This window comes from Brevibacillus sp. JB24b (assembly GCF_051713385.1).
Classification (GTDB): domain Bacteria; phylum Bacillota; class Bacilli; order Brevibacillales; family Brevibacillaceae; genus Brevibacillus_B; species Brevibacillus_B laterosporus.
In genome coordinates, this window is sequence record NZ_JBNVQV010000001.1 from 2,661,705 (window position 1) to 2,674,706 (window position 13,002).

Genomic DNA, 13,002 nt, shown 5'->3' on the forward strand with positions numbered 1-13,002 from the left:
TGTTTTACCTAAGCGCTTACACAGCATATGAATACATTAATATCCAATTAGGAGGATGTAGCATGTACGGACCATATCAAACAATCGATGAAGCAAATCAGGCAGTTATTCAAAAAATTATAGCCGGTGCTCCTTTTCTAGTGGACGTAGTTCCTGCTAAATCCGTAGTGGAAGAATTAAACGGGCGGGTGCTTCTTCACGCGGGTCCGCCAATTCAATTCGACGACATGACAGGCCCAATGCAAGGGGCATGCGTCGGAGCATCCTTATTCGAAGGATGGGCGGCGAATGAGAAGGAAGCGATGACCATGCTAAAACAAGGGGACATCACATTCATTCCGTGCCATCATGTCAAAGCTGTAGGGCCAATGGGCGGCATCACTTCAGCCAATATGCCGCTTCTGGTTGTGGAAAATCAGACAGATGGAAACCGTGCTTATTGCACAATGAATGAAGGGATTGGAAAAGTGCTACGGTTTGGAGCCTATTCTGAGGAGGTTATCCAGCGTCTGAGATGGATGAGAGATGTATTGGGGCCTACCCTTTCTAAAGCTTTATATCAAACCGAAAACGGCTTAAATATTAATGTAATGATGGCAAAGGCAATTACGATGGGAGACGAATTCCATCAACGGAATATCGCAGCTTCCCTTGTGTTTTTGAAAGAAATAAGTCCGTATATCCTACAAACGGATGCGTCCGAAAAAGATAAATTCGATGTGGTGAAATTCCTAGCAGATACTGATCAGTTTTTCCTGAATGTTGCTATGGCAACCTCTAAAGCGGTTTTAGATGCTGCAAGAACGATTGAACACGGTACCGTAGTAACAGCTATGTCAAGAAACGGAAAAAACTTTGGCATTCGTATCAGCGGTATGGGAGACGAATGGTTTACGGCCCCTGTTAATACGCCGCAGGGCTTGTTCTTCACAGGCTACTCCCAAGAGATGGCAAATCCTGATATCGGTGATAGTGCTATTACAGAAGCATTCGGTGTTGGCGGTATGGCCATGGTGGCAGCTCCTGGTGTTACTCGTTTTGTGGGTGCGGGTGGATTTGAAGATGCGCTGGCAACCAGCAATGAGATGACGGAAATCTGCATTGACCATAACCCTAACTTTACGATCCCTACGTGGAACTTCCAAGGTATTTGCCTTGGCATCGATGCAAGAAAAGTAGTAGAAACAGGCATTACACCAGTAATTAATACAGGAATTGCACACAAAGAACCTGGGGTAGGTCAAATTGGTGCAGGTACGGTTCGTGCACCTCTCGCTTGCTTTGAAAAAGCTCTAGAAGCTTATGCCCAAAAACTAGGATTGATTTAACAAAACGAAGGACAGGGGAGAGCGACATGAAAGATTTACTACAGATAAACGGGATGTACAGCCAGTCTGTACACCCTCTCCTCCAGACAGACAAACCGGGCTATATCCATAGTGTGTTTCAGAATGGATGGAATATCGGTATGGGAGATGGACTTATTTTTATCGGTAGTGCGAAGAACGGACTGCTTCCTTTTGGCATCCATCTTGAGGATAGGTTCTTGCCAAAGCTCGTTTCGTTGATCGAGCAAAATGAAATGGTTCACTATAACAACGGCATGTCGGCTCTTCTCTTTTCCAAGTTTTGTATTACATTGAACCCGCAACATGCGTATCATCTTAGTGTTGGACCGATTACGAGGCATCCGCAATCACTGCTCCATCTTTTGGATGCGTTTGCAACTGAGCTAGTGATGCATAGTCAGCCTACAGGAGCTGATATTTCAGTAGAGCATTTTATCCAATGCAACATGATGGAAACCTTTGTGTGCTGTTCGGAAAGGGAACAAAAGGTTTTACAACTGATGGATGTGGCTTTAACTGAGAACTTACCACAGATAGATGAAATTCTTAGGTACTGGATTGGAAGAGGGAAAGGTCTCACACCTTCCGGAGATGACATGCTGGTGGGACTGCTTGCTGTGGATGCAGTAACGGAAGTGCTCACGGATTCGTTCCGCTTGCACTTATCAAGGCTAGTGGAGAGAGAAGACCTGACAACAGATATCAGTCGTGAATACCTGAAGTATGCGCTGAAGCGGGATTTCAGTTCGGTGGTGACAGATGTTTTACATTCTCTTCTACAAAATAATTCAGTCAGCTTGAATGAGAGGACCAGAGAACTGCTACGTGTAGGACACAGCTCGGGTCTGGATACAGCATTTGGCATACTGATCGGTTTGCTGATAATAAGGAGGAACTCAAATTGGCACAAAAAGTTGTAATTGCACTCGGTGGCAATGCTATTTTACAACCTAAACAGCAGGCAACCTATGAGAATCAACTAGAAAATATCCGGAAAAGCTGCGAGGTAATCGCACGTATTGTCAAGCAGGGCTATGAAGTAATTATCACACATGGAAATGGTCCGCAGGTGGGAAATATATTGCGTCAGCAGGACGAAGCAAAAGAAGTAGTCCCGCCGTTCCCACTTCATGTATGTAGTGCCGAATCTCAAGGCTTTATCGGCTATATAATGAACCAATGCCTACAAAATGAGCTTCAAAAGCTCGGACTAAACAATTCTGTAGTAAGTATGCTGACACAAACGGAAGTATCAAAAGAAGATCCAGCATTCCAAAATCCAACAAAGCCGATAGGTGTTTTCTACAGTGAAGAAGAAGCACAGCGCCTTGCAGAAGAAAAAGGCTGGATTGTTAAGGAAGATGCAGGAAGAGGCTGGCGTCGGGTGGTACCGTCTCCAATGCCTAAATCCATCATCGGAGCTGATTTAATTCAATCTTTGACTGATCAAGGGACCATCGTAATTGCTGCAGGTGGAGGAGGTATTCCTGTATCCCGTCAATCGGATGGAACCCTTGAGGGCGTGGAAGCGGTTATCGATAAGGATCGAAGTGGTTACCAGCTTGCCCAAGATGTGAATGCTGATGTCTTTATGATTTTGACTGACGTTCAAAATGTGTATGTGAACTATGGCAAACCAAATCAAAAATCACTTGAGACGATATCATTGGAAGAAGCCAAGCAGTATGCGGATGAAGGACAGTTTAGTGCAGGAAGCATGGGACCTAAAATGGAATCAGCCATAGGTTTCGCTGAAAAAGGAGGAACTGCTGTTATTTGTTCCTTGGACCAGGCGGATTTAGCTTTGGAAGGAAAAGCAGGTACTCGCATCACTCAAGTTAATCTGGCACAATGTAAATAATGGAAGATGGTTTTTCGACTGGAGCAGTTCTAAAGTCATGAAAATGACAATAGGACTGCTCTTTTTTATTTGAAGGAAGAGTCAACTCAAACCAACCATCAAGCAACGATCTATCATTTTAATATGAGTAAAATGTCATCTCGTCACTATTGTAAAACAAAACAGATGGGTTATAGTATGTTAAAAGTATTAAAAAACGAACATGATGTAAGGTATTTCAACAATATGTGGAACAGGAGAAAACAATGAAACTGATAAAGAAACTGCTTAAACGTAAAGTTATCTGGATACTTCTTGTCCTATTCGTATTTATTTATGGTAACAATAGCTCTTTGCTTGCGAATCGACATGAGGGCTCTCCTCTTTTACTTGCTCATCGAGGGCTTGCTCAGACCTTTAGTATGGAGGATATCACTAACGAAACATGTACAGCTGAACGGATTACTACTCCAGAGCATCCTTATTTGGAAAATACAATTCCTTCTATGGAGGCTGCTTTTAAAGCTGGTGCGGATATAGTGGAATTTGATGTTCAATGGACAAAAGATAACAATTTTGTTGTTTTCCATGATTGGACCCTTGAGTGTCGTACAAATGGGAAGGGGGTCACAAGAGATTATACAACCCAAGAATTGCAACGACTTGATATCGGGTACGGGTATACGGCTGATGGTGGTAAAACATATCCATTTCGAGGTAAAGGAATTAATGTAATGCCAACATTAGATGAAGTACTGAACCATTTTCCCGATCGTTCTTTTTTGATTCATATCAAAAGTAATGATACCAATGAAGGAATTCAAATGGCTGCGTACCTTCAAAAACTACCAGCTAGCCGTCTTGACCAATTAACGGTGTATGGTGGAGATAAACCAATTGCTGCGATAAAGGAACGTATTCCTAGTTTACGAACCATGTCAAAGGCTTCGATGAAAAAAGATCTTCTTAGTTATATTGCAATAGGATGGACTGGTTATGTTCCCTCTAGTCTAAAGCATGGCGAGTTACACATACCGGATAAAGTCGCTCCGTGGCTATGGGGTTGGCCGAATCGTTTTCTGAATCGGATGGATGAAGTGGACGCACGAGTCATTATTGTAGGAGGAGATGGGGGAGGATTTTCAAGTGGATTTGACTCTCATGAAGATATTAAACGACTTCCAAACAATTATTCGGGTGGGATATGGACAAATCGGATTGATAAAATAGCACCGTTATATAAGTAGTGAAATCATTTATGGGAATAACCTTTTTGTTTGGGGATTTCTTGAAAACTGATACAAAAATAAGAAGCAAGATAACAATTAAATAGAAAAGACATGATAGTACATAATAAACATAATATTTATTATGTAAACCAGATTGTTCTGCTTTTTGAGGGGGCTAGTATCCAATTTAGTAGGTCATTTTAAAATAGTTGTTGGCTTACAGGGTACAGCCCCCTATCTAAAAGGATAAGTAGTAGTAGAGCATACAAAAAGGATTATTTTAGGGAATAAATTGTAAAATGTATCCAAAGACTCATGTAAAAAAATATTTATCTGAATAATGTGGTTAGCTACTGATTTCCTATGACTTTCTACTTAATTATTTACAACTTATATATCATTTACTACTATTGGATCAATTGTTAAGATTACGTTTGTACATATAACTAATTTGACAACGGAGGCATCTAGGTGAGAGCAAAAAGCATTTATTCAATCATTCTTATTTTACTTATTACCGTTTTTACTACTTCGGTCTATGCAGTAGAGAATCTAAAGTGGGTGAGTGGGGGGACGAAAGTTGATGTAGGTGACCATTTAGCTACTTTTAAAGTCCCAGATCAACTCGTTTATTTGAACAAGGAAGATACGATAACGGTTCAAAAGCAGTTCGCATCATCACGTGAAATTGCAAGTGTGTATCCTACTTCGGATCAAGAAAATTGGTACGTAGTCATGGAATATGATGAAGTAGGTCACATCATGGATGATGAGCAAAACGATATCGATAAAGATGCGATTTTGAAGAGTTACAAAGAGGGAACAGAAGAACACAATAAAGAACGCAAGCCCGAAGAGCAAATTCATGTAGTAGGCTGGGACGTGCCCCCTTCCTATGACGCAAAGACACATACCTTACAATGGTCGATGCTTGCCGAAGATAATCAAAAAAACCCGATTATTAACTACAACCTGCGATTGTTAACACGAAAAGGGTATGTTTCTTTTATTCTTGTATCTGATCCAGCCACATTGGCGAAGGATAAAAAGATTTTGACGGAACAAATTTTGCCGCAGTTCCAATTGAAAGAAGGAAATCGGTACAGTGACTATGATGCTTCCACAGACAAGTTAGCTGACTATGGCTTAACTGGACTTGTTCTGGGTGGATTAGGCTTGGCTGTTGCCAAAAAAGTAGGTTTTCTTGCACTTATTCTTATCTTTCTGAAAAAAGCATGGATTGTTGTCGTTCTTGTGTTGGGTGGTATCTTTAAAGTAGTCTCGAACATTTTTAAAAAGAAAAAGGATCACACGTTGGAGACATCCAACGATTTGCAAGAGGAGACTAATCCTAATTCTTCAAGTGAGAAGTCTCCAACAGTAGACTCAAATGAATCATCGGTACCATCTAATCAGACTGATTCTACATCTTCTTCAAACGATAATTCGAAAACGATGTAAATCTTGAAACCACCTTGGATAACCAGGGTGGTTTTTACTCTTTCTATGAAAAATCTGTATGTGTTCAATACGTAAAAATGAGGTAACAGACATTTGTTACATCGCTCCTGCATAAACTTCTGGGAAAATACATAATTTGAGGAGGATTCATGGGATGGCGAATGCATTCGTAATTAGATCACTTGAGGAAGTCCGCTTTTGGTCTAGGATAATGAAAGAACATTCCCTTTTTTTGAAACTAGGTTTTAATTGTGACGATACACAGTTAATAAATGAAGCTGATCATTTTTACAGAATATTCGAAAATATAGAGGCCCAGGCTCTTTCTCTAACAGAAGATGTTGATCCTCAATATATATATGAGTTTAATGCTCAAATTCTTCCTGTTGTTAATCAAATTTGGGCTTTTAAACGAAGGGTATTAGGTCTGATCATCTCCTGTCAAATTGGAGGTAATAACCTACCGTTATTAGTGGATCACGTCAGCAGAGAAGCTGCTTACTTTGCTAAACGTTTGGAACAACTTAACACCGGAACCTTAGATCCATTGCCTGATGCTATTATTAATGAAAATGTCTTCTTTCTTAAGATTATGGCTGATCATGCTAAATTCATTAATCACTTACTTGATCCTTCTGAAAGAAAACTAGTTGAGCAAGCTCGTGATTTTAGCCATGACTTTGACCAGCTTCTATATCAAGCGATCGATTTAGATTCCATGAGTCCCCAGTCTCAAACCGTTCCTTTATTATCGCAGTTTGTCGATCAAAATAAAGTGTCTGTTCGTCAACTCCGTGATTTCAAAAAAACAGCTCGTGATTTAATCGAAGCTTGCCGCATCAAGAGCATTATTCCTCCACTTCTTGCAGATCATGTCTTTAGAGAGGCATCACATTTTCTTGAAATTTTAGATGCATTTGAAATGGCATTAGAGGGGGCAAAAAACAGTAGTAAACAAAGAAGGAATACTCCAGAATCCAATTGTTAGTCAAGATAAAATGTTGGACTTATATAAGGAAGAGCTCACATTAATTTGCGAGCTCTTTTGCCTGCTCTTGATTGGATACAAGTGTCAATACATACCATGCTGTTACGCAAATTATGCCTACAATTTAATCAATCTCATTTTCTGTGGTTCCTTTGTAATGATGGCAATGAGGGCGTCTTCCGTTAACTGTTGTATAGCCTTCAAAGTAATGAACATGCCCTCCACGTGGTAGTCCGATTGCTGGGCCAGTTGTTCCTTCAATCACATGAGTGTGACCATCATCAAATGAAGTAACTGTATAATAGCGATGAACGTGAGGAACACCCGTTGGAGCAGGCTCGGTTACTCCAATGTATTGATGATCATGTCCATCATTGAATGATGTAGTACCAGAAAATGGATGTGTGTGTACAGGCATACCATTCCAAGACGTAATATACAATTCGTGTGAATGTTCTGATGAGAATTCATTAGATTGGACTAGAAAGCCTGTAACAGGTATTTTTCTCATTTTACAACCCCTTTTCCTAATTTATTATACTGTATGAATGTGTATGGGGATTGATATAGGCATGAGTACCATTTACAGGGTATATGGCTTGACTGTGGTTTCAATTTATAACGGGAAGGTAGGGGAGAATATAGAGTTGCTTATGAATGATCCAAAACATGATCCATATAACAAACCTTAGCCTAAGGAATAGCTAGCTAAACGAATAAGAAGTTAAGTTGAAAAAGATAACGTTAATAGTATCAACTATTAGTATCAGGTGATAATATAGAGTTAATAGATTATTATTCAGGGGGAATAGTGATGTTGGATGCTCAACAAATTATGGATGTTATTAGGCATCGTTATCCATTTCTTTTAGTGGATAGGGTATTGGAGTTAGAAGAAGGATGCAGGGCAGTTGGTATAAAAAATGTTACAGCAAATGAGGATTTTTTTAATGGACACTTTCCAAATTATCCGATTATGCCAGGTGTATTAATTATAGAGGCATTGGCACAGGTAAGTGCAATTGTGATGCTAACTAAAGAAGAAAACAAAGGACGGTTGGGGCTTTTAGCAGGTATAGATAATTGTCGTTTTAAACGTCAGGTAAAACCAGGAGACCAACTTCGTCTTGAGATTGATATTACTCGATTAAAAGGTGCAATCGGCAAAGGCAAAGGTATTGCTACAGTTGATGGGGAGCTAGTTTGCGAGGCGGAAATAATATTTGCATTTGGTGATTAACACACATAAAAATTGGTGTATTAAATGGACAAGTAGTGTTATGTAATAACCAGTCTAACAGTTTATTTCCTGATGGACTGGTTTTTGTTATATCAGTAGTAGACTTGTTTCAGATTTATATTGTAAGCTACGATAGCAGGGGTAATAAATCAAGTGTGTTGTCCGCTTAAAGAGGATGAATCGTTACTTAGCTATGAATTCATCCTCCCTAGAAAACGGTCAAGTGACCCATGACAATCTCAAACTTATGAGAGGATGCGTTTTTCGCCCTGAATTTCTTGAATAGGATTAATATTTTGAGTAAATTCAAGGGTGCCCATGTATTCTCCATCTTCACTTCTTATAGCGAAATAACGAATGTATACATATTTGTCCTGAAACTTAATCCAGAAATCCTCACAATCTTTATTTCCCGATTTGAAGTCTTCCAATAGTTTTTCAACGATATGAACGCTTTTCGGAGGATGGCAATTCTGGACTGTTCTGCCAATTACTGCTTTTGTGCGGGCAAAAATTCGCTCTTTTCCATGGGAGTAGTAGCGTACAATGTCATCCTTGTCAATGAACGTAATATCCACGGGCAAGTGGTTCATCATCAGCTCTAATTGCTTTAAAGATAGTATCCCTGTTTCTAAGTGAATGAACCCTTCAGATATCGACTGCTTTGTCATCGCTTTTCTTTCAGGTTTCCACACTCCGCCAGGGCCTGTTAAGCAATAGCCAATTTCATCACTTTCATGAGCAATTTTAACCCATTCGTCTTCCGTAAGAGTTTGAAGTGCCATTGGAAATAAGATATTTTCCTCTTTAAAAATCATTTCATTTACCTCACTTATTACAGAGGCAATCTCATCTAAAGTTGTTTTTTATCTCCACTATAGTTTGTTAATTTTTGTTTGACATCTTTAATGGCACTACGAATGCCATCGTCGACTCCCCACATTACTTTTGTTGGCCCGTAAATACCATATTTCTCTAAATAAGGGAAAAGTAAATTTTCTTTACGGCTGTAATGTTTATCAATATCCAACAACAGATTTAAGTCTCCGATTAGCGTATAGACGTTTTCTTCACTATCTTCTTTTTCGAAATGGTCATAGTGCTGCTTAAGTTTGAAGTTAACAAGCATATCTATTTCTTTATTCTCAAGCTTAAATGTATGAATCGGATGACCCGATTTATCTTCGGGTTTTTCAGATCTGTGGATTTCCTCAATGGAACCTTTAAAGATGGCTGCATGCACCGAGCATAACCGCTGTACTTCTTCCACTGGAATTCCTTCTTCCTCCATGAGTGCCTGTTCGAGCTGGGAAATTTCCGCAACGGTAATATTCCCAACGGCTTCTTCAAATTGAGCTTTCACATCTTCCACACTTTTTCCTTGATGAAGATTTTTAATAATTTGTTTTAAGATAGCTTGTCTTTCAAATGTATTCATACTTTCTTGTTCACGATTATTAATTATTTCACTCATAAGAATTCTCCTTTACTCTTCCAATTATCATTTCTAGGGGAGCTTTTTTCCTGCATCGGTAAACAACTTTTTATTTGGCAAGTCATCACTTTGATAAGACGTGTGTAGCATATCGGGTTTTGTAATATGTTGAACGTCCAAATTATTTGCCTACAGCTAAGCATCTTTTCGTCATCCGCACCTCGGGATATATGATAGTCATTCTCAATGTGGGTTAAGAGAATGAATAGATTGTGAGTGAAATCACAAATGTACTTTTAAAAAAGGTTAACACTCGTAGTAGAGCAGCTAAGGGAAACAGATAAACAATGACTGCAAAACTGAAACATCAAGTCACAATGAATGAGGCACAAAAAATAAATCGAAAAAATTGCTGACCAGGCTAGGTCACGTTACCTGTGGAAAGGAAGCGTTGTAGTATAGACCCAATACGGTCATTGAAAGACGACCTTCTCTAATTTTGAACGATAAAGTTTATATTCAAAGATAGGAAGGAAGGTAGGTACTTCAATTAGGCGATTTCTTCTTGTAATTTCTCTGGAATAATAATGAAAAAGCCGTTTTCATCAATATCAATTAGTTTCTTTCTTTTTAACTGATTAATTGTGCGGCTAATTGTTTCCCGTGAAGTTCCAATCATATTAGCGAGTTCTCGATTCGTAAATTGAGTGGTTAATTTGTATTTATCATGTATCTGTATGCCATTTGATTTACATAGGCGAAGTAATAACATAATAATTTGTTCATACATATCATGAAGAATTTTTTCTTCTAATCTATTCTGGAGATCCACAATTTTTTCTTCGAGAACTTTAAACAATGTAATACATAATTGAGGATACTGAAGCAAAATATTCTCAAAATCACCGATTGGAATAACAATTAATTGTGCAATCTCAAGTATCTCGGCATTTGCTGGGAAAGTACCTTTTCGGAAAAAACCGGCATGGGGAAACATTTCTCCAGCTTGGAGCACAGAAATAATTTGTTCTCTTCCCGTTGCATCCGTTTTTTGAATTTTTACCTTACCTGAATGGATAAAAAACACACGATCAAGTGGATCGCCCTGCATAAATACAAAAGACCTTGCTTTGTAAGTTCGCATTTGAGAAATATCCACAATGGATTGAAGCTCTTCTTCTAAAAGTTTTGTAAAAAGGGGGATCTTCCGTAAATGCTTCTTGATCATTCCTTCTTTCATACATACAACTCCTTAGCCAATCTCGGCATATTCTTTCCATAGAAATATTAAACTGCTACATGGAACAGTGACTGGACGATAAGGAAGGCTAGAGGTTTTTTCTCATCGTTTTCTAAATTAAAATACTCTACTAGGTTACTGTTTCTATAAGGCCGACTTATAAAATATATAAGAAATGAGATATGAGCGATTTTTGACTCATGTCCCATTTCTTATGAAAAGCAGTTACCTAAATAAAAATACGTTTGTCTCATATTAATTAAAATCTAATTGAAGATTGATCTCATGCAAAATAAGATGATTAGTCAAAGACAAAGATATTGCCAATAATCGTTACATAATGATTATGCCGCTTCTTAATCTAACTTACGTCTGTGCAATTGCACGCGGAAACAAAACATTATTTTCCAAGTGAATATGCTGGAACAAATCGGATTCAAGTGCTTCAAGACGTTGATAGACTAGACGATAAGTACCGCAAGCTCCTTCTGGAGGAGTAAAGTCATTCGTAATGGTACGAAGTTCTTTTATAATACTGCCGGCGTGGCTATGCTCACTCTCCAATGCTTCCACCACTTTGCATAATTTCGTATAATTTTCTTCCGTTGCATTTTGCTCATATGCTAAAATCAACGGGAAGTCTTCTGTCTCTTCTTTAATTAAATGCTGCTCTAATTCTGTTTTTAATTCATGGAATAGCTTGTGGATTTTAGCTAAATGTGGTTGTGCTGATCCATGAACACGTAACACTTTTGTTACATAAGGGCTTAACTGAGGCAACTCTTCATTTAAATAGCGATGGTGCTTATTCACAATATAGTCAATTAATTCACTATAAGAGGCATTTTTCCAATCAATTTCAGATTCATGTAAAAGTTTAGTATCGTGATAAAGAGTATTTAAATTTGTTATAACCTCTTCTGCTATTAAATTTTTCTCCTTAATAGCGTCGCTAAGGGGTCTATTACCACCGCAGCAAAAATCTATTCTATATAATTTAAAAAGGTCGCTTGCCTTCGGAAATTTCGTAACGATATCACCAATAATAGAAGACTCGGTAAATGTATGTTCCATATGAATGCCTCCACATTTTTTAAATTTTGTATCTGAATTAAGAATATGAATAATTTTAAATTTACGTCGTGATCTCAATCACTTAAAATGTGTTAAGTTTATCATAAGTTATTTTAGAACTCCTATAATTCTACACAGGCAGATAAAAAAACATTTTCAGATCGGACAATTGTAAGCTATGATGTGAGACGTATCATAGTTGGAAGATTGTTAGGGTAGATAGAAGCAATCGGAGATGATCGATCAATTGATTGGAGATATAATCTATAAAACAGAGGGGTTCTTATGAAGTGGTAGCTGAAAAATAAATAGGAGGCCAAGAAAACTTGGGTTAATAAATCGAGGGGCATTGTTCGATAGATAGACACATAATTGTTAACGATACCTTGGAGAACAGGCTGAGGAATCCTCAAAGCTTTAGAATGTGGGTGAGGGGGGCTAAAATACGGTAGCCAGTTAACAAACTGGTTTTACAAGAGGAAAATGCTACATAATTACCGTGATATCAATATGATGAATGACATAGAAACACCTCTTAAAGTTGGCAACTTATCTTACAGACAAGACAAACATGCACTTTAAGAGGTGTTCTTTATACTATTTAAAGTACCATTTAATTGCTGATTGGAGTGCCGTCTGGAATTGTATTTTGCATGGAAGCTGGAAGCGTAATTATTTTATTCCAATCAAAGCTGTATTTGTTAAATACCGCCTCACTGACAAAGCCACGTTTTACAGTTCTTCCATTCTCATGATCTACTAAATATACCGTCGGATTGTTTTGATATTTTATCAATTGTGTGTTTTCGTTGATAACCTGTCCATCGGGGATACCATCAAGGGATAAGAATGATTGGATGCCATCCCATGAACGGAATAATCTGAAATATACTGCCTCGCTTACAATCCCTCTTTTCTTCCCATCCATAATGATAAATACGGTAGGATCATCGACTACCTTAACACGTAACCCGTTGAACCGATTAGGATCGGAAACCCTTGCATCCAGTGATTTTACATTTTTAGTAGACTTTGAGTCAATTCCTGCTTGATCTGTTAAGGCATAAGCTGGGGAAATATACATGCTGGCTAAAATTGTGGTAACCATCAGGGCTGCAAGACTTTTTTTCATTTTCAAACACTCTC

The 13,002-nt window shown here is 38.4% G+C and carries 11 protein-coding genes and 1 pseudogene; 7 read left to right on the forward strand and 5 right to left on the reverse strand.

The window, feature by feature from the left end; all coding sequences use genetic code 11:
• The first annotated feature begins 62 nt into the window (after positions 1–62).
• The 6 genes from ACQV1I_RS13020 to ACQV1I_RS13045 all read left to right on the forward strand — a co-directional run bounded on the left by ACQV1I_RS13020 (position 63) and on the right by ACQV1I_RS13045 (position 6,867).
• Complete coding sequence (locus tag ACQV1I_RS13020) at positions 63–1,328, forward strand: DUF1116 domain-containing protein (RefSeq protein ID WP_094701470.1); 1,266 nt, start codon at positions 63–65, stop codon at positions 1,326–1,328.
• A gap of 26 nt (positions 1,329–1,354) precedes the next feature.
• Entirely contained in the window at positions 1,355–2,269 is a 915-nt protein-coding gene (locus ACQV1I_RS13025; RefSeq protein ID WP_116334625.1) for a DUF2877 domain-containing protein, read from the forward strand.
• Entirely contained in the window at positions 2,251–3,210 is a 960-nt protein-coding gene (gene arcC, locus ACQV1I_RS13030; RefSeq protein WP_018673005.1) for a carbamate kinase, read from the forward strand. The genes ACQV1I_RS13025 and arcC overlap by 19 nt, the downstream gene beginning before the upstream one ends.
• A gap of 245 nt (positions 3,211–3,455) precedes the next feature.
• Complete coding sequence (locus tag ACQV1I_RS13035) at positions 3,456–4,436, forward strand: glycerophosphodiester phosphodiesterase family protein (protein WP_018673006.1); 981 nt, start codon at positions 3,456–3,458, stop codon at positions 4,434–4,436.
• A gap of 453 nt (positions 4,437–4,889) precedes the next feature.
• The gene (locus tag ACQV1I_RS13040; protein ID WP_116334624.1) at positions 4,890–5,879 is read left to right on the forward strand and encodes a DUF2167 domain-containing protein; all 990 of its coding nucleotides are present in this window, start codon (positions 4,890–4,892) and stop codon (positions 5,877–5,879) included.
• Positions 5,880–6,033: 154 nt separating this feature from the next.
• Positions 6,034–6,867 carry a DUF2935 domain-containing protein gene (locus ACQV1I_RS13045; RefSeq protein WP_116334623.1) on the forward strand — a complete coding sequence of 278 codons (834 nt, stop codon included), beginning with the start codon at positions 6,034–6,036 and terminating at the stop codon, positions 6,865–6,867.
• Between the two features lie 124 nt (positions 6,868–6,991).
• On the opposite strand, the gene ACQV1I_RS13050 is transcribed toward ACQV1I_RS13045, so the two are convergent.
• Positions 6,992–7,378 carry a YmaF family protein gene (locus tag ACQV1I_RS13050; RefSeq protein ID WP_094701475.1) on the reverse strand — a complete coding sequence of 129 codons (387 nt, stop codon included), beginning with the start codon at positions 7,376–7,378 and terminating at the stop codon, positions 6,992–6,994.
• Between the two features lie 303 nt (positions 7,379–7,681).
• Here ACQV1I_RS13050 and fabZ point away from each other — a divergent pair, with 303 nt between their 5' ends.
• Complete coding sequence (fabZ, locus tag ACQV1I_RS13055) at positions 7,682–8,107, forward strand: 3-hydroxyacyl-ACP dehydratase FabZ (protein WP_018673011.1); 426 nt, start codon at positions 7,682–7,684, stop codon at positions 8,105–8,107.
• 245 nt (positions 8,108–8,352) lie between these two features.
• Here the strand turns inward: fabZ and ACQV1I_RS13060 are convergent.
• From ACQV1I_RS13060 to ACQV1I_RS13075, 4 genes and pseudogenes are all read right to left on the reverse strand, one after another.
• Positions 8,353–9,581: pseudogene (locus tag ACQV1I_RS13060) on the reverse strand (DUF438 domain-containing protein).
• A gap of 511 nt (positions 9,582–10,092) precedes the next feature.
• Positions 10,093–10,782 carry a Crp/Fnr family transcriptional regulator gene (locus tag ACQV1I_RS13065; RefSeq protein ID WP_094701477.1) on the reverse strand — a complete coding sequence of 230 codons (690 nt, stop codon included), beginning with the start codon at positions 10,780–10,782 and terminating at the stop codon, positions 10,093–10,095.
• A 366-nt stretch (positions 10,783–11,148) separates the two neighbouring features.
• Positions 11,149–11,856 (reverse strand): iron-sulfur cluster repair di-iron protein, encoded by a 708-nt coding sequence (ric, locus tag ACQV1I_RS13070; protein WP_094701478.1) that lies wholly within the window; start codon positions 11,854–11,856, stop codon positions 11,149–11,151.
• Between the two features lie 613 nt (positions 11,857–12,469).
• Positions 12,470–12,988 (reverse strand): hypothetical protein, encoded by a 519-nt coding sequence (locus ACQV1I_RS13075; protein WP_018673015.1) that lies wholly within the window; start codon positions 12,986–12,988, stop codon positions 12,470–12,472.
• Positions 12,989–13,002 lie beyond the last annotated feature (14 nt).